We start from the raw sequence: 25,098 nt of genomic DNA, 5'->3' as shown, positions 1-25,098 counted from the left end.
GGTGAGCCTATTCCGCGCGTTCCGGGATGACAGCGGCCCCACTGGAGAGAACTCCAGTGGGGCCGGCTACGTGTTTAACAAGCACAGATTAGGCCCGCATCACGCCACCCTGCATGTGAGTGCTCGCTGCAAGCTCATTTCATGGAAGCGGAGTGATGCTGTGACGTACCCACCGCCAAACCTGGGGACCCGCTTCCAGGGTGCCCTGAACATGTCCTAAAGCGGCGCATGCTGGTTTTCTGTCCTCGATCATCCAGATTTGGTATGTGCCGGTGTAGTGAACACACGATTCTTCAGGCGTGAGGCTGAGATTGGTTATGGTCTGGATCGCTTTGCCGTAGTCCGGCGTCAGGAAGCTGATGACATCCGTCGGTTCTGCTGCCATGGACTGGAGTGTGACCGCGACATTTTGCGTCAGGATTGCCAGGGCTTCGGTGTTGCCTGTGCCGACTGCCAGGTTGAATGCTGCGAGGAGGTTTTCAATGTAGTGCCTGGCCGCCGGCATGCGTGTTTGAAATTCCATGTCTGTACGGACCGCTGCCAGGACCCGGGGCGCTGATGTGCTCGATCACGGGTAGGGTCCTTCCGCATTGTCTTACCCGGAGAACTTGTTCCGGGGTTTTGAGTGGGGCCGGCGGCTGGGGGTCGGTGTCCTGCCAAGATTGAGCCGGCCGGGTGGCGAGCTGGTGTTGATGAAAATGCGCGTTAGCCCGTGAACGATGACGCAATTTCCCGTGGACAGGGCTACGGGGCTCCTGGAGCGTCAATGTGCAAGATGAGGTTGGAGAGTTTGCAATGGCTGTTATGCCGGTGCCGCACTCCAACCGCTAGAGCCCCGGCTTCCTCGGCGGCCCTGAGGTACCTGTCCGTGTCGTCGAAGGTCACCACCCCGGGTCGTGCCCGCGCTTTGATCAACTCATGCTTGTCCGCAGCCGGGCGGCGTTGGACAATGTGCAGCACTTCGTCCAACCCCCACTGTCTGATGGAGGTGTGTATTAGTGACAGATCCCCGTTTGAGACGACCTCTTGTTTTGTTCCGCTTGCGGCGAAGGCTGGGACAAGGATCTCGCCGATCTTGCTGAGGGAAAGTCCCGCTCCTACCAGCCTGGCGAAGGCGTGCTCGCGTTCCGCTTCAAGGGCTGAAATATGCGATGCCTCGGCCGGGAGACCGCTGTCTATGAGGATGCGCCAGTTGTCGAAAGCGGTGTTCCCGATGAGCGCGGTGTACCAGTCACCTCCGGGGGTGAACTGATGGGAGGCAGCGACCTGCCGGTAGCTTTCCTGATGCAGGGCCTCTGTCTCGGACAGAACACCGTCGAAATCCCAAACGACAGCATCGAAGGAGCTAATGCGTTCAAGTATGTGCAGCAGTGCGTTATGACCTGTCATGATTTCCAAAAGCGGCCGCGTGTTAAGTGCAGGCCAGTGAGTCCGGTTTTGTGGTGCCGAAGGGCACTTCGTGGGTCAGCTTGAGGCTGTAGGAGTAGTAGTCATGCGTGTTACCAGGATTCCTCTTCCTGGGCAGGCGGTGGCCTCCATGATGGCTTTGTCGATGGCGGCGTCGAGTGCCGTTTCCAGATCGTCCTTATTGCTTGCGAGGACACTGATTAAGGACATGAGACTTCCTAGGGCATGACGAGAGGCGGGCTGGTCGTTGGAGATACAGCCCGCCTCCCGTAAGGGTCCTGCGGCTACTTGGTCAGCGGGGCCAGGACGGGGTCGTTGGCATAGGCTTCGACGGCGTTCTTCTTGGTGACGATTAGGGGCGTCAGCAGATCGGCGGGAACCTTCTTTGCTCCATTGTCGATCTCGGTGTTGGTCTTGGGCTTCTGGCCGCCGGCAAGAGCCTCGACAGCTTCGATGTTGGCCTTCACCAGTAGGCGGGTGTCCTTATTGATCGTGGAGTACTGCTGTCCGGCGACGATGGACTTTACGGATTCCACTTCGGAGTCCTGGCCGGTCACGACGGGAACGGTCTTGCCAGCGCCCTTGACCGATGTGATGATCGCCCGGGCGATCGTGTCGTTCGGCGACAAGACACCGTCGAGGTCGGTGGAGCCGTAGTTACCGGCGAGCAGAGTGTCCATGCGGATCTGGGCGTTCTGCGGCAGCCAGCCCGGCGTGGCGGCCTGCTTGATTTCGGACTGACCGGAGACGACCTTGAGGGTGCCGTCGTCAATCTTGGGCTTGAGGACCTTCATGGCGCCGTTGAAGAAGGCGGCGGCGCTGGAATCGTCAGGCGAGCCGGAGAAGAGCTCGATGTTGTAGGTCTTCTTGTCCGGGAACCGCTCCTTGAGGCCCTCCAACAGGGACTGTCCCTGAAGTTCCCCGACCCGGAACGAGTCGAAGCCGATGTGGTAGTCCACGTCAGGGCTGTTCACAATCAAACGGTCGTAGGAGATGACGACGGCGCCTGCGTCGTGGGCGGCCTTCACCTGAGACGCGAGCTGGCCAGCTTCAACTGCACCGATAATGATGACCTTGGCGCCCTTGGTTACCATCGACGAAATCTGGGATTGCTGATCGGCGACGGAGCTGGAAGCACCGGCGTACTGCACATCGCCCTTGAAGCCCGCGTCCCTGAGGCCGTTGGTGAACAGGTCACCGGCAAGGACCCAGTTTTCGGATGTCTTGGTCGGAAGGACGACACCGATCGTGGACCCCTTGTCGAAGCCGGCTGCTGCAGACTGTGTGGCCTCTCCGCGGCCGGAACACCCGGAGAGCACGAGCATGGTGGCTGCTGCGACGGTCATTGTCGCTGTGGTGATTTTTCGCACTGGCGTATCTTTCTGTGAAACCCACATTTGCATGGGTGGAGCATTTTGTGAAGGTGTTGCGGTTGGTGCGGGACTTAGGGCACCAGGGCCGGGGTGTCCTCGGTAGAATCGTCGGCGCGGGCGGCCACCAGGCTGTCTGGTTTGGAAGTGGACGTACCCGGGGTCTTGCCATGGTTGAGCAACCTGCCGATCAGCGAGGGGCCGCCGCGGCGTTTGGAGTACACGTCGATGCCGACCGCGATGAGGAGCACGAGCCCCTTGATAATCTGGACCTTGTCGCTGGTCACGCCGAGCAGCTGAAGGCCGTTGTTGAGCACCGCGATGACGAGGCCGCCGACGATGGAGCCGGCGACGGTACCGATGCCTCCGGCTACCGCGGCTCCGCCGATGAAGACCGCGGCGATCGCGTCCAGCTCCCAGCCGAGGCCGTCCTGGGGGCCGGATGAGATGGAACGGGCGGTGGCGATCATGCCGGCCAGCGCTGCCAGGACTGACATGTTCACCATCAGCAGGAAATTGACCCGGTGGATCTTCACGCCGGAGAGCTCGGCAGCGTGTGCGTTCCCGCCCACGGCGTAGACGTGGCGGCCGAAGACGGTGGTGCGTGTCACGAACGAGTAGATGATGATGAGGACGCCCAGGATAATGCCCGAGACCGGGAACGAGGTGCCGACCCGGCCGCCCGCGAACAGGAACGTCGCGTACAGCACGACCCCGACGAGCACGACGAGCTTGAACGCGCTGACCCACAGAGGCGCCTTGTCGGAGCCGAGCTTGGTTTGGGTGCGCCGCATCCGGAGTTCGAGGACAACGAGGACGGCCGCAATGACCAGGCCCAGGAGCAGCGTGGAGTTGTTGAAGCCCGTATAGGGTCCCCATTCCGGGAGGAATCCGCCGCCGATGAAGGTGAAGTCGGCCGGGACCGGAATGGTGTTGGCGTTTCCGACGAGCTGGTTGAGTCCCCGGAAGATCAGCATTCCGGCAAGAGTGACGATGAACGCCGGGACGCCGACGTAGGCAACCCACCAGCCCTGCCAGGCTCCGACGGCAGCGCCAATGCCGAGTCCCAGCAGGATAGCGGCCGGCCAGGGCAGGTGCCACTCGGTCATCGCCTTCGCGACGATGATCCCGACCATCGCCGCGGTCGAGCCGACCGAGAGGTCAATGTGGCCGGCGATAATGATCATCACCATGCCGATTGCCAGGATCAGCACGTAGGCGTTTTGGTTGATCAGGTTGATCAGGTTAACCGGATCGAGGGTCTTGCCGCCTGTGAGGATCTGGAAGATGACGGTGATGACAACGAGCGCCCCGAGAATGCCGAACTGGCGTCCCGTTGACTGGCCGGAGCCGAACATTTTGCCGAGGTCGCGGATACCTCCCGCCGGTTTTTCCTCGCGAATCTGGGTCGTCATGATCGGGTCACGTCCTTCGTGGCTGGGCTCTTACTGGCGGATGTCATGCTCTTCAGGAGCGTCTCGGGGGTTGCTTCGCTGATGGCGAGTTCGTTGGTGATCTGACCTTCGAAGATGGTGTAGATGCGGTCGGAGATTCCGAGGAGTTCGGGGAGCTCAGAGGAGATGACGATGATGCCTTTCCCCTGGGCCGCAAGTTCCTGGATGATGGCGTAAATCTCAAACTTGGCGCCGACATCGATGCCGCGGGTAGGCTCGTCCAGGATCAGGATGTCCGGGTCGGTGAACATCCACTTGGCCAGAACCACCTTTTGCTGGTTGCCGCCCGAGAGGGTTCCGACGTTTCGGTGGACATCCGGGGACTTGATGCGGAGACTCTTGCGGTACTTTTCCGCGACCCCCTGCTGCTTGTGGTTGCTCACGACACCCCGGCTGGCGATCTTGCTCAGCTTGGCGGATACTACCGATTCCTTGATGTCGTTGAGCAGGTTCAGTCCAAGCACCTTGCGGTCCTCGGAGACGTAGGCCAAGCCGTTGTCGATCGCCTCGGAGACGTTGCGCACCTGGATCTGACGGCCGTCTTTGTGGATCTCCCCCGAGACAAAGTTGCCGTACGATCGACCGAAGATGCTCATCACGAGCTCCGTCCGGCCCGCCCCCATGAGACCGGCGAAGCCGACGATCTCGCCTCGGCGGACGGAGAAGCTGGAGTTTTTCACCACAAGCCGCTCAGGGACCTGCGGGTGCTGGACGACCCAGTTGCGCACCTCGAAGAACGCGTCACCGATGTTCGGGGTACGTTCGGGGAAACGGCTTTCGAGGGTGCGGCCGACCATCCCGCGGATAATGCGGTCTTCGTCGACTCCGTCCGCCTTGACGTCGAGGGTTTCGATGCTGTGTCCGTCGCGGATAATAGTGATCTGGTCGGAGACCTTCTCGATCTCGTTGAGCTTGTGGCTGATGATGATGGAGCTGACGCCCTTGTGCTTGAGCCCGACGATGAGGTCGAGCAGGTGCGCGGACTCCGCTTCATTGAGTGCCGCCGTAGGCTCGTCGAGGATCAGGAGTTTGACGTTCTTGTTTAGAGCCTTGGCGATCTCGACCAACTGCTGCTTGCCGACGCCGATGCTCTTGATCTGAGTGTCGGGGTCATCGGCGAGCCCAACCCTGGCGAGCAGTTCGACGCCGCGCCGCCGAGCTTCGCTCCAGCTGATGAACCCGTTGCGACCGGGCTCATTGCCGAGGAAGATGTTCTCGGTGATCGACAGCTCGGGGATGAGGGCGAGTTCCTGATGGATGATGACGATCCCGTGCTGTTCACTGGATTTGATGTCCTTGAACCGCATGATTTCGTCCTGATAGACGATGTCTCCTGTGTAACTCCCGTGTGGGTATACGCCGGAGAGAACTTTCATAAGGGTGGACTTCCCGGCACCGTTTTCGCCGCAGATCGCGTGGATTTCGTTGGCTCGAACCGTGAGGGAAACATCCTCAAGCGCCTTCACCCCGGGAAATTCCTTGGTGATCGCGCGCATCTCGAGGATGACTGGTTGTGGTGCCATTGGCATGCCTTTTCGGGGTAGGGGCGACGCAGGTGTCGAAGCCCTTGAACAGTGCGAGGTCTGCCTCGCGGAAGGGGTGCCGCCCGCCCATGGGACGGAGAGGTGGGGTGCTGTGGCCGTCAGCCGGGCTGACGGTGACCTGTGGCGGCACCCAATCCGGCGGTTTCTCAGGTAAGTGTCGCGACAAACGTGGGGCTGAGCAGTCCCGGCGGGAGCGCTGCGGGCCGGTCGCAGAACGGGAGTACTTCCTCGGCTAGGTGGATGCCGAGCGCCTGCTCCATCCAAGCGCGGCGCTGCTGCACACGTTCCCAGGCTGCCGGGTAGAGTTCGGCGAACTCTGCACGCAGCGCTTCGTCTGCAATGGCGAGAGCGTCTTCGACGTTCGCGAACATGCCGGGGTCGGACCCGACCGGGATGATGTCGGCCTGCAGTGACATGCCGGAGTGGATCCGGTGATCGTTGCCGATCGCGAACGGGCTGTCGAGCCACTCGTCCACGTGCTGCAGGTGACCGGGGTTCAGCAGCGGCTCGATGTTTGCCGTCGCCAGGACTTTGGTGACCTTCTCGGCGATGTCACCCGTGGAGGCACCGATCGCCAGGGACTCGTACCAGGTCGCAACCGCCAACCAGTAGCCGCGGACAAACTCTCGCTGTTCTTCGCTGAGTTCCTCGTCACCGATTTCCGACACGATGCCGGCACGGGAGGCCAGCCCGCCCTGCAGGCCGACAGCCGTGGAGAGCCTGTCGCCGCGGCCGATTACCCGGCCGGACGGGCTGTAGAGCCCGTTGACCCGGTCGGCGCCGGTGGCCAGCATGACGTGGGCCGCCAGCGGAAGCCCGGTAAGCCCCATATTTACGGAGAGCTCCAATTCGCTGATGCCGGGGCGGAGGGCTTCGATCGCCCGCCACACATGCCCGGACGCGCGGGTGGACCGATGCTCATTCAGCGCCAGCTGGTGAACGTCGTTGGTGGCACGCAGCCCGTCGCTGCTGCCCAGCAGGTCACTGGCCTCCACAACGCCGGAAGCAGCAACATGGCGCAGCTCCTGCAGGACAAAGTGGGGTACGGCGAACGCCGGCTCAGACCCCTGGACGTCGTCCTGGGGAATGGAGCGCCACCCGACCAGGCCAACAGGACGCGACGCATCAACTCCGGCTTCGGTGAGGGCGTCGGACAGCCTGCGCTGGGTTTGACGCTTCTGACCGGGCAGGCTCAACGACTGGCATAGCACGCCTTTCAGGTCCAGTCCGCGGTCGGCAACCATGGACAGGGATTCGTTGCCGGCGATGACAGCGACCGGGCCATCGAGTCCAATGACGACGACGGCTTCCTCGAACCGGGGATCGAACCCGGTCAGGTAGAGCGAACCGGCGGGGTGTTCCCGGTCAGCGTAGACAACGACGGTGCCGAGGCCGGTTTGCTCCATGCGTTCCCGCAGCCGCGCCCACCGTTGCTCGTACACGTTGCGGGGCAGAACCGGCTCGTCTTCGAGGACGGAGAGTTCGGGCAGGTGGACTTCCTTGAAGGAGACGTCGCGGGTCACTGGTTGACACCGCCGTTCGGGATCAGGCTGATGGCACGGAGCGGAGAGCCGGTGCCGCCGGTCAGTCGCAGGGGAAGTGCCATGAAATAGCTGACAGTGGGGACCTCGACCAGGTTGCAGAGGTTCTCCATGATGAGCACTCCGTGGGGCAACAGTTCGTAGTGCGCACGCAGTCCGTCGCCAGACTTGTCACCCGGGTCGATGCTGATGCAGTCGATGCCAACCGCCTTGACGCCTTTTTCGCGGAGGTATTTGGCTGCTTCACCGGTGATTCCCGGCCAGCCGCGCAGGTAGTCGAAGCCTTCGGGAACAAGCGACCAGCGGTGCTCCCACTTCGTATCGAACAGGACGATGTCGTCGGCTTCGATCGGGACGTTCTGCGCCTCCCACTCGATGATCTCGTCCAGGCCGATGTTGTAGCTGGTGGGTTCGTATGGGCCGAAGCTTAACTTCACGGCACGGCCCATCAGGCCGGTCACCGGAATCTCGTGGGTGTAGACACGCCGGTCATCGTCGTGGGCGGGCACAAAGTGAGCCGGTACGTCGACGTGGGTGCCGGAGTGATCGCTCATGATGAGCTGGTTGAATTCAGCCGGGTCGCTCATCGCCGGGAAGGGCAGCAGGAAAAACTTGGGGTGAGTCGGGAAAGTGGGGATTCCCTGGATCAGTTCGCGGCTGAGGTCGACGACGCGGTAGGAGTTGAGGGTGTCGCGCAGCGCTTCGGCCGCTGACTGATGCAGGTCCAGTTCGTTGTGGATGGTCATGCCATCAAGCGTGCGGTCAGGTATCGCGCCGAATCAAAGACCAATCCCCACTTAGGGGCATAGGGTGAACCTATTAGGGTTGAAGGGCATAGGCATAGGATTTCTCTATGGAGAAAATTACTCTCCGCCAGATCGATGCAGCCCTCGCCGTCGAAATGGCCGGATCTATTTGCCTCGCTGCCAAACAAATGCACGTGGCCCAGCCATCGCTGTCACAGCAGATCGGTGCCCTTGAAGACGAAGTCGGCGTCCGGCTGTTCGACCGGCTTCCCAGTGGAACTTTCCCCACGGCAGCAGGTCAGGCGTTCTTGGACAAGGTCAGGCACCTCTCAGGGGAAATTGCCACCGCAAGGTTGGCTTCGCTCACTGCCGCAGCCGCGGAGATCCCCGAAATCGCCGTCGGTATCCAGCACAGTGAGCATGTCGCCCGGGTTGCAGCAGCGCTGGGGTCCCTGCGCGTACAGCACCCGCAATTGCGCGCCCGCGTGCAGGAGTATGAAAACGGCCAGCTGCTGCGTGAAGCAATCCAACGGGGAACCATCGATGTCGGGTTCGGTGTCGACTTCAAAGAATGGCCCGGCGACTTGATGCTCGCCTTCGACGTGGACTACATGCTCCTGGTGCCCGTTCACCACAGGCTCGCAGGCCGGAACCAAGTCTCCGCCGAGGACCTCTTCGGCGAGGGCTGGGTCGGCTCGCCCGCCCTCCAACGCCTCGCCTCGATAAGCGATGCATGGCGCTTCGCTGACGACGTCACGCTTGCCGCCTCATCGGCCCAGGCAGCCGAGGCGATGGTCGCGGCGGGGCTGGGAATCACTTTCACCACCGCGGACCGGGCCGTGGACGAGCGCTCCCTGCAAAAGATCACGCTCAACCCGCCGCCCACCGAGCGCGTCATGGCGGCGGCGAGAACCGACATCGGGCCCCTGGAACGGGCACTGGTCAACGCCGTTGCCGCCCAGACCCAGCCCGCCGCTGTCGCTGGCGCTTAACGGCCCATGCACGCGTTGCCGTGCATGGTGGCCGGCCCCCCGCCACAAGACTCCTCCGTGCCGCCAGCCAAGACGTGGTCTCAAGCCCGTCGGTCTTGCCCCCGCGTAGCAGCAGGACCAGCACCACGTTCCGCTGTTCCTCATGCCTGCCGCCGTTCCCCTTACGACAGGAATCCACAATGACCTCAGTACTTATCTGCGTCGACATCGGGTGCACGAATATCAAAGGGGGCGCCGTCGACCTGCACCAGGGCGCACTCGAAGGTGAGCTGCGCGTGTTCCATCCTCGCGCCGTTGACGCTTCCCAGGCGCGCTACCTCATAGCGGCCCTTCGTCCGTAGCAAACCACCAAGCAAGGAGCAGCATCAATGGCCGCATCAAAAAGCAGCATCGGAAGTCACCTTCGTGTCGTGTGGCCCCAATGGCAGGGCGGAGGCGTAGATGCCATCAAGATCTATGCGTCGGAGTTTCCACTGGAGGTTGCCCGCAGAGGATATGCACTGGGGGCATCCGTGCTCCAGGCTGTGCTTCCCCCGCACGACGGTCCCACCGTCGTTGTGCCAGTAACAATGTCTGATGAGGGCACGCAAACACACGATGGCATCGAAGCAAAGCCAATACTCGTTGACCAGCTTGCGCGCGCGCTTAAGCTGATCACCGAGCAGCAACCCGACCAGATCACCACGCTTGGCGGGGAATGCTCTGTCAGCGTCGCGCCCTTCTCCTACCTTGCAAATCGGTACGGGGATGACGTTGCAGTGGTGTGGATTGATGCGCATCCGGATGTAGGCACTTCTGGTAGCGAGTACGACGGGTACCATGCCATGGCTGTCTCAACACTCGTTGGCAAAGGTGATCCCGAAATTACAGGCTTACTGCCGGGGATCATCGACGCTGAACGTGTCGCCCTCGTGGGTTTGCACTCATGGACAGAACACGATTACCCCCACATTGCCGAGTGGGGCCTGCATTCGTTCAGCCCCAAGGAGCTCTCTGAGAACAGCACCGCGCTGCTTGAATGGCTCCAGTCCACAAACTGCGGCAAGGTCGCAATCCACTTTGACGTCGACTCAATCGATGGAGACGAGCACATGCTAGGGCTGGGGTCCGAGCCGCATGGCCTTAGTGCAACAGACCTGCGCCGGATCATCCAAGACGTCGCAGATGCGGTAGAGGTCGTTGGTTTCACCGTAGCCGAATTCATTCCACGACAAGCGATGCATATGCGTGCCATTCTTTCCGAAATGCCCTTGATCTAGCGCCTTCTTCAAACAAGATCTCGAACAACTTAAGCTTTTTAACCGGCCTCTTGAACCGCCTTATATAAAAAGCTTCACCCTCCGTCCAGACTTCGCTGGTTCATTCCAGTCCAATGGCCGAGAAAACCAATGCCAGTTTCCATACTGTTGCTCCCCACAAACAGGGACAATTGCCGTAGGTAATCTACCGCTAATGCCGATAAGCGCCTGGTTCCACTTAAATCTCTTGGCGTCCCGAATAGTGCTCTTGTTCACTCGTACATGCAGGAGTCCGGGTAACGCCTCGAGGCACCCGCCACGCCTTGCTTCACGTCGAGGAAAGCCTGGCTTTGAGACCTTGCTGCAGGTGCTCGATGGCGGCGGTGATGCGTCGCGGGGTCCGGGTCGTTGCAGGATAGAGGGCATAGATGTCCGCGGTGGGTGTTGGAATATCCGGGAGAACCTGCTGGAGTATGCCTTGGCGGATCAATGGGTTGACGTGCCAGGTGGAGCGCATGATTAGCCCCAGTCCTTGTACGCACCAGTCGGTCACGACGTCCCCATCGTCACTGATCATGCTGCCGCTGACGCTTACGGATTCCTGCTCGTTTTCGCCGAACCGCCACAGCGAGTAGTCGGCGTTGTTTTCCCTTAGGACAATGCAGTTGTGCCGATCAAGATCCCGGGTGGTCTTGAGGGGCGGCGCGCTATCCATGTAGCTGGGTGCCGCGCAAACGATCCGCCTATTCTGTGCCAGGAGCTTCGCCTTGAGCCTGGAGTCCGACAACGCCCCCACGCGGATGGCGATGTCAAAGTTTGTGCCCGAGATATTCAGGGGCAGCGCTGAGAGCTCCAGATCTATCCGGATCAAGGGGTGCTGCCGGGCGAATTCCCCCAACAGCGGCGCGATGTGCTTGCGGCCGATCCCCAGCGTCGAATGCACAGCGATCCGTCCCTTAAGTTCGCCATGCTGCACGGAAAGGGCATCTTCCAGATCCGTCTTCTGCTGAAGGATAGACAACGCCCCCGCTGAATAGAGTTGTCCCTCTTCGGTAAGGGTGAGGCGCCTGGTGCTGCGTCGGACTAGCGGCACCCCCAGTCGCGCCTCAAGCGCCGTGAGCCGCTTGCTGACCGCTGACACCGACTTCCCCCAAGTCCTGGCGGCGTCAGTCAGGCTCTGCGAACGCGAAATCTGTTCGAAGAACTCCAAGTCATCGATTGACGTAAGGTCCATCACTACTTCTTTCGTTTCAGGAAATAATGCATTGTCCCATACGCCCTTATTCGGACGCTTCTTGTCTCGTACGCTGATGTGACTGGAAGCACAGCCGAAGGTATTGCCCTTGAGAGGCAATCCCCGGGATCGGGACAACGGCGTTCTAAACAAGGGAAAGACCAAGGACCATGACTAATACCCACCGCATCGCAGTAATCGCCGGCGACGGCATCGGGCAGGAAGTTGTTCCCGAAGGACTGCGCGCCCTTGAGGCGGCCTCGGAAGCGTTCGACTTCAAGCTGGAAACCACCCAGTTTGACTACGCCAACGCCGACTACTACACCAAGCACGGCAAGATGATGCCGGACAACTGGTTCGAGGAGCTCAGCACCTACGACGCGATCTTCTTCGGCGCCGTGGGTTGGCCTGAAGTTGTTCCGGACCACGTCTCCCTGTGGGGCAGCCTGCTTCAGTTCCGCAGGGGTTTTGACCAGTACGTCAGCCTGCGCCCTGTGAAGCTGCTCGCAGGCATGGACAGCCCGCTGGCCGGCCGGGTCCCCGGCGACGTGGACTTCTACGTGGTCCGGGAAAACACCGAAGGCGAATACTCCAGCATCGGCGGAAAGATCTTCGAAGGCACCGACCGCGAAACCGTCATGCAGGAAACCGTCATGACCCGCACCGGCGTTGACCGCATCCTGAAGTACGCGTTCGACCTGGCACAGACCCGCCCGAAGAAGCACCTCACCTCCGCCACCAAGAGCAACGGCATCTCCATCTCCATGCCCTACTGGGACGAACGCGTGGAAGAGATGGCCAAACGCTTCAGCAACGTGAACGTGGATAAGTACCACATCGACATCCTCACGGCTAACTTCGTCATGCACCCGGACTGGTTCGACGTCGTCGTCGCCAGCAACCTCTTCGGCGATATCCTCTCGGACCTGGGTCCGGCCTGCACCGGAACCATAGGCATCGCACCCAGCGGCAACATCAACCCCGAACGCAAATTCCCCAGCCTCTTCGAGCCAGTCCACGGCTCGGCACCGGACATCGCCGGCAAGGGCATCGCCAACCCGATCGGCCAGATCTGGAGCGCAGCCATGATGCTCGATCACCTCGGCGAACGCCAGGCCGCAGCGGCCGTTCAGCAAGGCTTCGAAAACGTCCTTGCACGCGGCGGCAGCCACATCCTCACCCCCGACCTCGGCGGCGAAGCCACCACCGAAATCCTCGGCAAGACCGTTGCCGGGGAAATCACCACCGTCGCCCTGACCGAAGCAGGAAAATAAATTGACCGCCGCGCCGTCCGAGACGAACACCCCGGGCCGAGACCGAGACCCGGCAGGGCTGTCCGTCATCATCGCCCCGGACAAGTTCAAAGGCTCTCTGACTGCATCCGAAGTCGCCCGCGGAATCGCCAACGGCCTGCGGAAGTCAATGCCCGGAATCCACACCATTGAACTGCCCGTAGCCGACGGAGGGGACGGGACGCTCGATGCCTTCCTCGCCAACGGATACACCTCGCGTGAAATCATGGTGACTGGACCGGACAACGACCTGCAGCGATCGGCAATCGCGATCAAGGACGGCACGGCAGTCATCGAAACAGCCCTCACGTCAGGCCTGGCCATGCGCGGGAACCGGACGCCCAACCCTCTGGCTGCTACCAGCAGGGGCGTAGGCGACGCCATCCTGGCCGCCCTTGACGCCGGCGCCCGCCGCATCATCATCGGCCTAGGCGGAAGCGCCTGCACCGACGGCGGAGCCGGCATGCTGCAGGCCCTCGGCGTCTCCTTAAAAGACGGCTCAGGCGCCATCCTCTACCCCGGAGGCGTCAGCCTGCTGGACCTGGAACACGTGGACCTGTCCGGACTTGATAGCAGGATCCACGACACCGAGATCATCCTGGCCACCGACGTCACTAACCCCCTCCACGGTCCCAACGGCGCCGCAGCCGTCTACGGCCCTCAAAAAGGTGCAGACAATGAGGACGTCAAAGTCCTTGACTGGGCACTCAGCCACTTCGCCTCGAAGGTCTCCACGGAGGTTGCCCATTACCCTGGGGCCGGGGCGGCCGGCGGCATTGGATACGCCGCTTTGGCTGTGCTCGGAGCCACCGCACGCCCCGGCATCGAGCTCGTCCTGGAGATGCTGGACTTCGAAACGCATCTAGTGGGGGCCGATCTTGTCATTACCGGTGAAGGTAGACTTGACGACCAGAGTTTCCAGGGAAAAGCCCCTACAGGAGTGCTGGCAGCTGCCGCCCGGCACAATATTCCTGCCGTAGCCGTCTGCGGGTCGAGCCTGCTCACAAACGAGCCAAGGTACCCGGACTTCGACGCCGTGCACGCGCTCACCGACATAGCACCTGACCTCTGCACCGCCATCAGCAACGCTGGACCGTTGCTGGAAGAACTGGCGACCCAGATCACTGTCCATAAACTGCAGCCCCTAACGGCCGCGCACTAGCAAGCCCACCACAGTGGGGCCGAAGCGCCCTGCCCTCCCAATGAAGCGAGAGTCGACCATGAGCACCACCATAGAAAGCACGGAAGCAGGCCCGGTAAAATCCTCCCGGTTCATGCTCGGCGGGGTTCCGCTGATCGTTCCGGTCCTGATGGCAGGCATCATCATCACTGCCGGCGTATTCGAAGCCATCCCCGCCAACATGATCGGCGGTCTGGCCATCATCACTGCGTTCGGCATGCTGCTCGGACCCCTGGGTAACTGGCTCCCTGTCATCTCCAAAATCGGCGGCGGCGCGCTGGTCTGCCTTCTGGTGCCTTCACTGCTGGTGTACTTCGGTGCGTTCAACAGCAACATGCTTGAAGCCACCACGGCCCTGATGAAAGAGGCCAACTTCCTCTACTTCGTCATCTGCACCCTGGTCGTCGGCAGCATCCTCGGCATGCACCGCAGCACCATGCTCCGGGCACTTGTCCGCATCTTCCCGCCCCTGCTCGCCGGAACAGTCGCAGCAGTGGCCGCAGGACTTGGCGTTGCCATGCTGTTCGGTTACAGCTTCGAACGCGCCCTGTTCTACATCGTTGTGCCCATCATCGGCGGCGGCATCGGCGAAGGCGTCATCCCCCTCTCCGCCGCCTACGCCAACGCTCTCGGCGGAGACCCGAAAGACTACATTGCCCAGCTCATCCCGGCAGCAGTCATCGGCAACATCGTCGCCATCATCATCGCCGGCCTGCTCCGCCGTCTCGGTGAGCGTAAGAGTGAACTCGACGGCGGCGGCCTGCTCGTCAAGCCCAAGCCCGGCGCCAAAGCCGAAGAGGTCCACGACACCGACCACGACGCCGTTCCAGCCAACCCTAACTACGCCATGGGCATCCTACTGATCTGCGGCATGTATGTCCTGGGCAGCCTGGCCGAACCGATCCTGCACCTTCCCGCCCCGATCCTGGTCATCGTCTTCTCCGTGATCCTCAAGGTTGCCGGCATTGTCCCCGCCAGTGTCGAGGGCTCAGCCCGCGCCGTGTACGTCATCATCTCTAAGCACCTGATCTACCCGACCATGATCGGACTCGGCATGCTCTACGTGCCCATGGCAGATGTCATCAGCGTCCTGTCCATCGGCTACATCATCACCTGCATGGCCGTCGTCATCACCATGGCAGTCGTTGGCTTCTACGTCGGCAAGGCCCTGGGCATGTACCCCGTCGACGCATCCCTCGTCACCGTCTGCCACAGCGGGCTCGGCGGCACCGGCGACGTCGCCATCCTCTCCGCCTCCAACCGCATGAACCTCATGCCCTTCGCCCAAATCTCAACACGCATCGGCGGCGTCACCACCGTCATCTCCGCCGCATCACTCATCCACCTAACGGCTTCCTGACGAGATACTCCTTACTCACGTAGCAGGTGCAGAAAAGCGGAGGAACCGAGACGATTCCTCCGCTTTTCTGCATCCAGCTTCGGCTTGGTGGTGCCGCAACTGCGTAGCGTCTCCAAGCTGCCTACCACTTCGCCCTATACCGTCCGCTCGTCCACTTAGGGCAAACCCCAGCCTGACGTAAAGGCGGTCTCGCAAGGGAGGATTCACCTGCCGGTGGGGGGCTTCGGCCTTGTTCTCAGACACCTGTCGAGCCGCAAGAGGGGACTTCGTCAGCTCCTGCCGCAAAGCGAGTCTCATCGAGTCCCGATTCTTTGGCCTATTCGATGATTCTCGGGCTGCCGCACCTCGGTTTCCTGCCATTCGACTGTCAGGGTGGGATTTTAGAACATCATGAGCGACTGTCAATAAAACGGAAATTTCGCCCCATTCTGACGCCACGCCGAACGTTGCTTCGAGTTTCGTGCCAGGTGAGGCCGGCCGATCGGCGGCCGCAAGTGGCCCCGCGCTGTCTGCCAAGCCGTCCAATGCGGCTCTTCGGCGAGGCGATCTCCGAGAACCTGGACGGGTGCGGCGGGTAGGAGACACCCCTACGGTTTCTGCTCCCCTGGGCCCTAACCCGATAGCTAGCCCAGGGTTTTCATGAGGGTGCCGCCTGCCGGGTGTGTTAAGACGACGAAAGGTGCTTCTGAGCTGGAAAAATAGTGTTGTCGACGCACTGAATCCACCGGCTGAAAGAAGCACCTTTCTGATGTCTAAGAATACCCGCGTTTTCCCATGCCTTCCTGTCGCCACGACGGAGCAGTCGCTGGTCTCCCACGCCGGGCTGAACGTGGTGACGTCCTTTGTCGACGCGCTCGGGTTCCGGGACCTCTGTGAGGACCGTTTGAGCCAGTTCGTCCCGTCCGGGGCATGGCACCGGCCCGGCACAATCCTGGGCTCGTTAGCGGTCATGCTCGCCAGCGGCGGTGAACACGTCTCCGACCTGGACATCCTGCGGGCCGGGGCCGGGGTTTTCGGGAAGGTTGCCTCGAACGCGACGGTCTCGCGGTTCTTTGAGCGGACCGTGACCAACCCGGATCTCTTCAGCTACGGCTTCGCGACCTTGACGCGGGAGTTACGTTCACGGGCGTGGGAAGCTGCGCAGGATCGGAACCCCCGGCATTGAAGGCCACCGTCCATGAGCCGCTGACCATCGATCTGGATGCCACCCTCGTCACGTCCCATAGCGACAAAGAACAAGCCGTCGGAACCTACAAGGGCGGGTATGGGTTCGCTCCGTTTATCGCCAGCGTCGATTACGGCACGGGCAATGGCGGCGGGGAGATCCTGGCGGCGCTCCTGCGTCCGGGTAATGCCGGGGCCAACAGCGCCCAGGACCACATCAAGGTCTTCACCCACGCCATCGCCCAACTCCCGGACGGCTTCTACGACGAACACGGAAAACGTATCGGCGAAAAAATCCTCGTGCGCACCGACAGCGCCGGAGCATCCCGGAAATTCCTGCACTACCTCTCATCCTTGGGCGTGCAGTTCAGCGTCTCCTATCCGGTCCCGGTGATGAAGGCCAACATGGTGGCGTGGATCAACGATAAGCAGTACTGGCAGCCCGCGCTCGACCAGGCAGGGGACAAACGCACGGACGCGTGGGTCATTAACGCCACCGATGTCCTCGGCCTCACCGACTACCCGCCCGGAACGAACGAACCTCTACCTGCGTGCCGAGCCCCTTCACCCCGGCGCGCAGGCCACGCTGCTGGATCTGGACGGGCACCGCGTCACCGCTTTCCTGACGAACTCACCCATCTGGCACGGCCCGGCCCTTGATGCCCGGCACCGGGCCAGGGGACGATGTGAGAACCGCATCAAGACTCTGAAGAACACCGGGCTCGGGAAGCTGCCGTTCTTCGATTTCCACGCCAACCAGACCTGGGCCAACATAGCCGCCCTGGCCATGAACCTCGTGTCCTGGCTGCAGCTGGCCGCGCTGCCCACCGGGCATAAAGCCCGCGGATGGGACATCAAACGCTGGCGCTACCGGCTCTTCGCGACCGCCGGGAAACTCATCACCCGGACCCGACGAACCAGTCTGCTGATCCCCGACAAAGCACCGGAAACCGACACAATCACCACGCTCCTGGCCGCGACAGCCACACTGAAAAACAGCCTCCGCCAGCGGGACCCACTCCTGGTCTGAGAACCACCAGGCCAGCCCCAATAACCACCAGCACGACCCACCGGAGACGTGGAACCGGCGCCCTACCAGCGACAACAGGCCTAATCAGCGCGCCCAAAACCACAAAATCCGCTCCGGACCAAAACCAGGCCAGGATCCGACGGCCCACCCGACCGTCATGAAAAATCGAGGCTAGTTGACGGAATATCCATTATCGACTGTCAAAGAGCGGGAGTTGCAGTAGCTGCTAGAACTCCCGACTCGGAGTGCTGGCCGCAGGAGTGCCTGTCTATTCCACTTGTTCGGTCTGTGAAAGGAGCTTGTCATGCTAGACCTGCGCTTATCTATCCCTGAGCGTGCTTAGGATGGAGTCAAGTGCTTGCTACGAAAAGAGGATTTATGAGCGTACCTGGGCCGGGACGCCCTAGGAATAAGCCTCCGGTCCGTGAAGGCAAAGGGACACGGGAAGAGATCCTTGATGCAGCAGCGGAGTTTTTCACAGCACGCGGCTTTTCAGCCACGAGCATGGCAAAAATTGCTAGCGCGGTGGGTGTGCAGCAGAACGCCATTTATCATCATTTTGGTTCGAAGCTAAACCTTCTAAAGACCCTCTTGGAGGAGGGCGTTCGTCCCGGCCTCCAAATGGTCACTGCTCTAGACACATTTGCCCTGGATGAAGACATAGACGGCGCTGCTATGTTGTATGCCCTCACGGTAGGCGATGTCGGAGTTCTTACCAGACTGCGCTGGAACCTAGGCGCTTTGGATCTCCTCCCTGAAGCCCGGGCTCCTGAGCTGGAACCGTTTCAGGCTGATCGTCATGAGCTGCGGGAAGCCTACATCCGATACGCAGGAGTCGTGACTGCAGAATCGGGAATTGAGGACTGTGGCGATCTCCCTTACAGGCTTGCTGTTTCAGCCATTAACCTTCGTTGGGATGGGCTCGTCGATGAAGACACGCCTGAAAGAATTGGACGAGCAGTATTGCGGCTCTGCGGCATTGTTGAAGTTTCAGACGACCTGGATGCAAGCGCACGCAGGTTGGTCAAAGCAGTAATGCCGGAACATCTTCTAAAGTGGTTTCCATCCTCTTGGGCTTAGATGACCATGGCCCCGCGCACCTCAGCTTCAACTGTTGCCGTATCGCGCACTGCGCCTCCCGATCCTGAGCGCGTGACCATGCCGCGCTCGAGGACGTAGTAGGTCTCAGCTGCCCCCACTGCAAACCCAATGTGCTGCTCGACCAAGAGAACTCCGAGACCAGCACCTGAGAGCCGGAGGATTGTCTCTTCGATCTCCTCAACTACGGACGGCTGAATCCCTTCAGTGGGCTCATCAAGAATCAACATCTTGGGCGAAGTGATGAGGGCGCGGGCAATCGCGAGTTGCTGACGCTGTCCCCCAGAAAGCAGGCCCGCGCGTCGAGACCTTAGTCTGACCAATGCAGGGAATAGGTCGAATGCTTCGTCGATCAGTTGTCTACCCCGACGGCGTCCGTCCGCAATGAGCTGTAGATTCTCGTCTACCGTCAATTGTCCAAAGGACTGTTGTCCTTGCGGCACATACGCCAACCCTCGGGATACGCGATCGGAGGGCCGAAGCCCGGTCAACTCCTCCCCTTCAAAGATGACCGAGCCGCGGGTGGGGGGCAGGAGACCGATAGTCGCCCGTAGGAGGGTCGATTTTCCGGCTCCGTTGTGCCCCATCATGGCTACCACTCCCGAGCTGGGCACCACAATGGATGTCCCGTGAACGACTTCAGTGCGCCCATAGCCAACGGACAGGTCGATGATCTCAAGCATTGGTCTCCTTCTCGGACTGCCCCTTGAGGGTCGCAGAAGCAGTTTCATGGGCAGTGGTTCCCAGGTAAACTTCCCGAACTTGCGGGTCGTTCTGTACGGCCTCGACCGTTCCCTCAGCAAGGACACGCCCCGCATGGAGGACCGTGACTTTCGTCGCGTATTCACGCATGAAGTCCATGTCGTGCTCAACAACGAGGACTGTACGATCGCGGCAGATCCGGCGCAGAAGCTCCCCGGTCCGAGTTCTCTCGTCGTGACTCATGCCGGCGACGGGCTCGTCGAGGAGCAGGAGCTTCGCGTCCTGAACAAGTAGCATGGCTATTTCGAGCCACTGTTTCTGACCATGGGACAGAGTTCCGGCCTTCTGGTTTATTTGGTCTGACAGATTTGTCGTAGCAAGGGCCGACTCAATGATGGGTTCAACTGTTCGGCGCCGTTTGAAAAGTTGTGCGGCGCTTCGGCCATGGCCAGCGGCGATGTCGAGATTCTGTAGGACGGTCAGTTCCTCAAAGACACTCGCGGTTTGGAATGTGCGACCGACTCCCAGCCGGGACAGTTGATGGCTTTTTGCGCCTGATACCTCTTGGCCCCCCAGGGTCACAGACCCTGTGGACGGGGCAATGCCCGTGATCGCATCGATTAGGGTGGTCTTCCCGGCACCGTTGGGGCCGATCAGGAACCGGATTTCTCCGGGCCTCACGTCCAGGTTGACTCCGTCTACGGCTTTGAATCCATCGAAGGTTACTTGAAGGTCCCGGACCGCCAACTCTGCAGACGTGGTACTTCCGGATTCGAATGTGTCGCCGCCCAGTTCTGAGCGGTCAGCAAGAGTCGGAGGCGAAGATGGAATGGTGAAGCTGCGATCTTTGAGAGGGCGGCTGCTTCGCCAACGTCGAATTCCGGCAATGCTAGCGAAGCCTGCGGGCAAAAATCCCACTACCGCAATGAAAATGATTCCTTGCGCGTAGGTCCACTGGGCGGGGAAGGACTCGGAGAGCAGGCTCCCTGCCCACGCGACTGCAACAACACCTAAAGCTGCCCCAGCAAGGGAGGCTCGTCCGCCAATCGCGACGCCGATCACGAAGGCTAGTGACGCGGTGACTCCGATGTCTTGGGGGCTGATAATTCCAACAATGGGGGCGAACAAGGCTCCGGCAACCCCTGCAAGGAATGCGGAGATGACGTAGGCGACGAGCTTGATCCTCACCGGGTCGTATCCAAGGAAGCGGACTCGCTCCTCCCGGTCCCGCACGGCGATTAGGAGTTCACCGTAGCGAGCCCGAAGGAGATGGCGCAGCAATATCCAAGAGACGAATACGGCACCAGCAACGAGGAAGTAGAGCATTCTGTCGTTGGCGGGATCGCTGAGATCGAATCCGAAGAAGCCTGTGAAATTGCTCAAGCCGTTTGCCCCACCAACTGCGGCCTGACCGGTGATGAAGACGCTGAATGCAAGGGCCAGCGCCTGGCTCAGGATGGCGAAGTACGCACCCTTCACACGGCGTCGGAAGACTGCCAAGCCCAGCAGCAAAGCGATGAGCGGTGGAATCGTCAGAATCATCACGATCGAAAAGGCCCCTGATGTGAAAGGTTGCCAAAACCACGGTAGTTCACGGGTCCCCTCAATGAGCATGAAGTCCGGGACAGTTGCACCAGTGGCTGCAGCATCAGAGAGAAGAAGGTGCATGGCCATAAGATAGGCGCCCAGGCCGAAATAGATGCCTTGACCGAGGGTGAGCATTCCACCACGCCCCCACGCCAGGGCGATCCCGACACCCACGAGGGCGTAGCAAAGGAACTTCGCAAGGAGACTAAGGCGAAAGTCGCTGAGCGCCACTGGGGCGAGGGCAAAGAGGCCTACAGCTGCCAGAACAGGGCCGGCCAAGCCTGTGGCGCCCCTGTGGAAGGAATGGATCTTGAAGCTCACAGGAGGCTCCTCGTCTTCAGGGCGAACAAGCCCTGTGGGCGGATCTGAAGGAAGGCGATGATTGCCAGGAAAACGATGACCTTTGACAGTGAGGCTGTTGTCCAGAACTCGACGTAGGCGTTCATCAGGCCGACGGCGAATGCTGCAATGATGGCACCACGCAAGTTTCCAAGGCCACCGGCCACGACCACGAGAAAGGCGTCAACGATGTAGCTCTGACCGATGGTGGGGCTGGTTGCCCCAACCAAGGTTAGAGCTACACCTGCAATACCAGCCAGGCCGGAGCCGATGACAAATGAGGCGAGGTCGATGCGCCGAGTGGGGATGCCGCTACTCTCGGCGAGGTCGCGGTTCTGGACGACGGCGCGGACTCTTCGCCCGAGTGGGGTGTACTGGAGCACTGCCCCCAGAGTGAGGACTGCCAGGACTGCAAGGGCGAGGATGAAAAGACGACTGCTGGGTATCTCCATTCCAAATGCTTCGACCGATCCCTGCAGCCACAGGGGCGTTAGGACGTTGACCGCCGGGGCGCCGAATATGTCTCGGGCCGCCTGTTGCAGAACCAGGCCTACCCCGAACGTCACCAGCAAAGTGTCAAGGGGCCGATGGTACATGCGCCGAATGAGGCTGATCTCAAGCAGCCCTCCCAGCAGTCCCGCGACGGCGAACCCGGCCGCAAGCGACACGACCAGAGCGATAGTCGGGTTGCCGATCAGTTGCTGGACGACGAATGTGGTGTAGCAACCGGCCATGATGAACTCACCATGGGCCATGTTGATCACTCCCATTTGACCGAATGTCAATGACAGACCTAAGGCCGCCAAAAGGAGGATCGAGCCCAAGCTGACGCCGGCAACGGCCTGACTAAGTAACGGGTCCATTTCATATTTCCGTTCGATTGCTTCTACAAGTCCCTCGTGTCATCCCTACTTATTGGCCCAGGCTCTTCGCCCACGGGTATGTCTTAAGGAATGGGTCCGGTTGGACCGGTGTGTTTGTCGTCCAGACCGGGTAGATAAGCCCGTCATCACGGACCACACCTACCACCGCGGTCTTGGTCACGTGGTGGTTTTCGCCGTTGACCGAGACTTCGCCACCGGGGGCGGCGAACGAAACGCCCTCGGCAGCCCCGAGGACGTCATTGACAAGAAAGCTCTTCGCCTTTTCGACGGTGTTCTTCCAAAGATAGACAGAGGTATAGGCGGATTCGACCGGATCGCTTGTTGGACGATCCTCGCCGTATGCGTTCTTCCATGCTGCGACAAACTTCTTGTTCTCCGGTGTGTTGATTGTTTGAAAGTAGTTCCAGGCCGTGAACTGGCCTGCCAAGTATTCTGAGCCGATGCCTTTCACTTCTTCCTCGGCGATCGAGGTCGACACGACCGGGGTCGTTTCCGGGACCAAACCGTTATTTTTGTATTCCCGGTAAAAGGCAACGTTGGAGTCTCCATTGATCATGCTGATCACCGCGTCAGTTCCTGAAGACTTGATCTTGTTCACGATGGTTGTGAAGTCGTTGGCGCCGAACGCTGTGTAGTCTTCTCCCGTGACCGTGATGCCGTATTGAGCAGCGTAGGCGCGGATGATCCGGCTGCTGGTGTGGCTGAACACGGAGTCGCTTCCCACCAGGTACAGAGACTTCACCGCCTTGGTCTCGCGCAGATAGTCGAGTGCCGGAATTACTTGCTGGTTAGTCGTCGCGCCCGCGTAAAAGATGTTGCGGGAGGCTTCCAGCCCCTCGTACTGGACGGGGTAATAGAGCAAGGAGTTATTGCGCTCAAAAACCGGGAGCATCGCCTTACGGCTGGTAGAGGTCCAACCCCCGAATGTGGCTGCCACGCAGTCACTCTTAATTAATTTTTCGGCCTTCTCGGCGAAAACGGCTGGGTTCGATGCACCGTCCTCAGCAACAATCTCGATCCTCTTACCGAGAACGCCACCGGCGGCGTTGATTTCGTCCACGGCTAGTTTTATTGCATCGCGCACAGATACTTCGCTGATTGCCATAGTCCCCGACAGTGAGTTAAGTGATCCGATCTTGATCTCGCTGCTGCCGGTATCAAGGCAGGACTTTGCCAGAGTATCGGTGTTCTCACCCACCCTTGAGCCACAAGCACTGAGGGCCAATGCCAAGGCGGCGACAGTGATCGATGCAGCCACCCGATACTTTCCTGCTGAGTACTTCATCATCTTGTTTCCTCCGTAATGGTCGATGTGCTGGCCGACTAGCAGCACGGCAGGGTGATGCGTTTCCCCAGAGCTCCTGTCAGGTAGGGAGACCGGTGGCCCAGCATCTCCTCAAGCGTTTCGAGCTGGCGGAGTTGTCCGAGAACCGTCTCGCGAGTCGGAACAACTACCTTCCCGCTGACCGAGAGGAGTCTGCCCTCGAGGTAGGTGCGCTCGATGACGTCGCCCTTCCGCTGAAGCACGCGAATGTCTTTGGTCGGATCCTGGTTGAGCACAAGGAGATCGGCACTCTTTCCGATCTCGACCGTTCCAACACGGTCCTCCAGCCACAGGGCCTCAGCAGCGGTCTTTGTCGCAGAGACGATGGCCTCCATGGGTGTCATGCCGTAACGGACGTAGAGTTCAAGTTCGTAGGCCGAGTCGCCGTGATAGGTGAAGGGCATGCCCGAGTCAGTGGCGCAGGCGATCTTGACACCGGCTTCGTGTGCCCGGCGGAAGTTTTCCTCCATCGCTGTGGCGACGGCGTCGACCCGAGAGCAGATGAACGGGTTTACAGCCGAACGGAACTCATCCCAGTGGTGGTTTCGGATCAGGTCGTAGTAGCTGAGGGTTGGCGCCCAGATTGTTCCTCGCTCAACCATCAACTGGTAGTTGCCCGAATAATCAGTGTCTGCATACTTACCGCCGTCGATCCGGCGGCTGCTCTGCCAGATGGACGGGTCGTTGGACGGCCCGGGTTCCCAACCGATCGGCTGTCCGTGGACAATTACATCAACGCCCTGTTCAATAGCCGCCTTCACGCCCGGACCGCCATAAGCGTGGCAGTGAACCGGAACCCCTGAGCGGTGGGCCTCGTCCACTGCAGCTGCAAGTTCGGAGTCAATGAGCTGAACGCGCGACTCCATTTGGCCAGTCAGGACCTCGGAGGTGCACATAAGCTTCACAGCGTCGGCATTCCGGTAGATTGCTGTCGATTCGCGCGCTGCACGAAGTGCTTCATCGGATCCTGAGACCTCGCGTGGACCAAAGAACGATCCACGGGCTCCAGTGGCAACGATCGAGTGGCCAGCCACCAGAAGCCTGGGGCCAGTGACAAGGCCGTCGCGCTGTGCCCGACGAAGCTCATAGGAAAGGTCGCGGCGGGCAAGGCCATCCATCACCGTGGTGAAGCCAGCCTCGAGCCACCAAGGAAGGTAAGTTGCTGCCCGCACCATGAGGTATTCGTCAGGGGTGTCGAGAATGTTCCCCCAGTCAGTCTCGCCGCCCCACATCGCCGTGTGGGTATGGACATCGATCATGCCGGGCATCAACCATTTGCCCTCACAGTCAACGACCTCGCCGGCTTCAATTGGCTCATTGGCCACGGCGCTCACTGCCGCGATCCGGCCGTCCTTGACAGCGACAGTGTGTCGCTTAAGAACCGATCCGTCACCCACGATAACGGTCGCGTTCACGAATGCGATGTCGTATTCAGACACTTCAGCTCCCATCCTTCATTCTGTATATTGAGCGTTTACTCAATATTCACCCACTGATATTTCCTGAGTGTTTCCTGAATGTGAAAAGTTGGGTCACATGGCAGTCGGCGAGGACCTTCACAGACAGGACGACGAGAGTGTTAGCGGCCACGAAAGTGCCCCTCGATTGAATT

At 60.6% G+C, this 25,098-nt stretch carries 21 protein-coding genes and 1 pseudogene; 8 read left to right on the top strand and 14 right to left on the bottom strand.

Annotation, left to right across the window (positions count from 1 at the left end):
• Nucleotides 1–139: 139 nt before the first annotated feature.
• From Q9R30_RS15260 to Q9R30_RS15225, 8 genes are all read right to left on the bottom strand, one after another.
• Nucleotides 140–523 (bottom strand): hypothetical protein, encoded by a 384-nt coding sequence (locus tag Q9R30_RS15260; RefSeq protein ID WP_311218107.1) that lies wholly within the window; start codon nt 521–523, stop codon nt 140–142.
• Between the two features lie 221 nt (nt 524–744).
• Nucleotides 745–1,389 carry a hypothetical protein gene (locus Q9R30_RS15255; RefSeq protein ID WP_311218106.1) on the bottom strand — a complete coding sequence of 215 codons (645 nt, stop codon included), beginning with the start codon at nt 1,387–1,389 and terminating at the stop codon, nt 745–747.
• Between the two features lie 75 nt (nt 1,390–1,464).
• Nucleotides 1,465–1,617: a hypothetical protein gene (locus Q9R30_RS15250; RefSeq protein WP_311218105.1), complete on the bottom strand. Its 153-nt coding sequence runs from the start codon at nt 1,615–1,617 to the stop codon at nt 1,465–1,467.
• Nucleotides 1,618–1,691: 74 nt separating this feature from the next.
• Nucleotides 1,692–2,777, bottom strand: coding sequence for a substrate-binding domain-containing protein (locus Q9R30_RS15245; RefSeq protein WP_396136736.1), 1,086 nt, complete (start codon nt 2,775–2,777; stop codon nt 1,692–1,694).
• A 74-nt stretch (nt 2,778–2,851) separates the two neighbouring features.
• Nucleotides 2,852–4,192: a multiple monosaccharide ABC transporter permease gene (gene mmsB, locus Q9R30_RS15240; RefSeq protein WP_311218103.1), complete on the bottom strand. Its 1,341-nt coding sequence runs from the start codon at nt 4,190–4,192 to the stop codon at nt 2,852–2,854.
• Nucleotides 4,189–5,754, bottom strand: coding sequence for a multiple monosaccharide ABC transporter ATP-binding protein (gene mmsA / locus Q9R30_RS15235; RefSeq protein WP_311218102.1), 1,566 nt, complete (start codon nt 5,752–5,754; stop codon nt 4,189–4,191). Before mmsA ends, mmsB begins: the two co-directional genes overlap by 4 nt.
• Nucleotides 5,755–5,921: 167 nt before the next feature.
• Nucleotides 5,922–7,298 carry a hypothetical protein gene (locus Q9R30_RS15230; protein WP_311218101.1) on the bottom strand — a complete coding sequence of 459 codons (1,377 nt, stop codon included), beginning with the start codon at nt 7,296–7,298 and terminating at the stop codon, nt 5,922–5,924.
• Nucleotides 7,295–8,062, bottom strand: coding sequence for a cyclase family protein (locus Q9R30_RS15225; RefSeq protein WP_311218100.1), 768 nt, complete (start codon nt 8,060–8,062; stop codon nt 7,295–7,297). Before Q9R30_RS15225 ends, Q9R30_RS15230 begins: the two co-directional genes overlap by 4 nt.
• A 107-nt stretch (nt 8,063–8,169) precedes the next feature.
• Here Q9R30_RS15225 and Q9R30_RS15220 point away from each other — a divergent pair, with 107 nt between their 5' ends.
• From Q9R30_RS15220 to Q9R30_RS15210, 3 genes are all read left to right on the top strand, one after another.
• On the top strand, nt 8,170–9,054 hold the full coding sequence (locus Q9R30_RS15220) for a LysR family transcriptional regulator (protein WP_311218099.1): 885 nt from the start codon (nt 8,170–8,172) through the stop codon (nt 9,052–9,054).
• 179 nt (nt 9,055–9,233) lie between these two features.
• Nucleotides 9,234–9,395 carry a hypothetical protein gene (locus Q9R30_RS15215; RefSeq protein ID WP_311218098.1) on the top strand — a complete coding sequence of 54 codons (162 nt, stop codon included), beginning with the start codon at nt 9,234–9,236 and terminating at the stop codon, nt 9,393–9,395.
• Nucleotides 9,396–9,422: 27 nt separating this feature from the next.
• Nucleotides 9,423–10,313 (top strand): arginase family protein, encoded by an 891-nt coding sequence (locus tag Q9R30_RS15210; protein WP_311218097.1) that lies wholly within the window; start codon nt 9,423–9,425, stop codon nt 10,311–10,313.
• A 307-nt stretch (nt 10,314–10,620) separates the two neighbouring features.
• On the opposite strand, the gene Q9R30_RS15205 is transcribed toward Q9R30_RS15210, so the two are convergent.
• Nucleotides 10,621–11,691: a LysR family transcriptional regulator gene (locus Q9R30_RS15205; protein WP_311218096.1), complete on the bottom strand. Its 1,071-nt coding sequence runs from the start codon at nt 11,689–11,691 to the stop codon at nt 10,621–10,623.
• 5 nt (nt 11,692–11,696) lie between these two features.
• Here Q9R30_RS15205 and Q9R30_RS15200 point away from each other — a divergent pair, with 5 nt between their 5' ends.
• From Q9R30_RS15200 to Q9R30_RS15180, 5 genes and pseudogenes are all read left to right on the top strand, one after another.
• The gene (locus Q9R30_RS15200) at nt 11,697–12,800 is read left to right on the top strand and encodes a tartrate dehydrogenase (protein ID WP_311218095.1); all 1,104 of its coding nucleotides are present in this window, start codon (nt 11,697–11,699) and stop codon (nt 12,798–12,800) included.
• Nucleotide 12,801: 1 nt separating this feature from the next.
• Nucleotides 12,802–13,980, top strand: a complete 1,179-nt coding sequence (locus Q9R30_RS15195) for a glycerate kinase (protein ID WP_311218094.1) — start codon at nt 12,802–12,804, stop codon at nt 13,978–13,980.
• Nucleotides 13,981–14,038: 58 nt separating this feature from the next.
• Nucleotides 14,039–15,358, top strand: a complete 1,320-nt coding sequence (locus tag Q9R30_RS15190) for a 2-hydroxycarboxylate transporter family protein (RefSeq protein ID WP_311218093.1) — start codon at nt 14,039–14,041, stop codon at nt 15,356–15,358.
• Nucleotides 15,359–16,106: 748 nt separating this feature from the next.
• Nucleotides 16,107–17,552 (top strand): annotated as a pseudogene (locus Q9R30_RS15185) (IS1380 family transposase).
• A 378-nt stretch (nt 17,553–17,930) separates the two neighbouring features.
• Nucleotides 17,931–18,632: a TetR/AcrR family transcriptional regulator gene (locus Q9R30_RS15180; RefSeq protein ID WP_311218092.1), complete on the top strand. Its 702-nt coding sequence runs from the start codon at nt 17,931–17,933 to the stop codon at nt 18,630–18,632.
• Here Q9R30_RS15180 and Q9R30_RS15175 read toward each other — a convergent pair.
• From Q9R30_RS15175 to Q9R30_RS15155, 5 genes are read right to left on the bottom strand one after another with little or no spacing between them, the layout of a single operon-like run.
• Nucleotides 18,629–19,333: an ATP-binding cassette domain-containing protein gene (locus Q9R30_RS15175; RefSeq protein ID WP_311218091.1), complete on the bottom strand. Its 705-nt coding sequence runs from the start codon at nt 19,331–19,333 to the stop codon at nt 18,629–18,631. The two genes, Q9R30_RS15180 and Q9R30_RS15175, sit on opposite strands and share 4 nt — an antisense overlap.
• Entirely contained in the window at nt 19,326–21,260 is a 1,935-nt protein-coding gene (urtC, locus tag Q9R30_RS15170; RefSeq protein ID WP_311218090.1) for an urea ABC transporter permease subunit UrtC, read from the bottom strand. The genes Q9R30_RS15175 and urtC overlap by 8 nt, the downstream gene beginning before the upstream one ends.
• On the bottom strand, nt 21,257–22,141 hold the full coding sequence (urtB, locus tag Q9R30_RS15165) for an urea ABC transporter permease subunit UrtB (protein ID WP_311218089.1): 885 nt from the start codon (nt 22,139–22,141) through the stop codon (nt 21,257–21,259). The genes urtC and urtB overlap by 4 nt, the downstream gene beginning before the upstream one ends.
• 49 nt (nt 22,142–22,190) lie before the next feature.
• Nucleotides 22,191–23,450 carry an urea ABC transporter substrate-binding protein gene (gene urtA, locus Q9R30_RS15160; RefSeq protein WP_311218088.1) on the bottom strand — a complete coding sequence of 420 codons (1,260 nt, stop codon included), beginning with the start codon at nt 23,448–23,450 and terminating at the stop codon, nt 22,191–22,193.
• 35 nt (nt 23,451–23,485) lie between these two features.
• The gene (locus tag Q9R30_RS15155; RefSeq protein ID WP_311218087.1) at nt 23,486–24,925 is read right to left on the bottom strand and encodes an amidohydrolase family protein; all 1,440 of its coding nucleotides are present in this window, start codon (nt 24,923–24,925) and stop codon (nt 23,486–23,488) included.
• Nucleotides 24,926–25,098: the final 173 nt, after the last annotated feature.

The sequence above is a fragment of the Arthrobacter sp. AB6 genome, from assembly GCF_031844545.1.
Taxonomy (GTDB): domain Bacteria; phylum Actinomycetota; class Actinomycetes; order Actinomycetales; family Micrococcaceae; genus Arthrobacter.
This window is presented reverse-complemented; position numbering and strand designations above follow the sequence as displayed.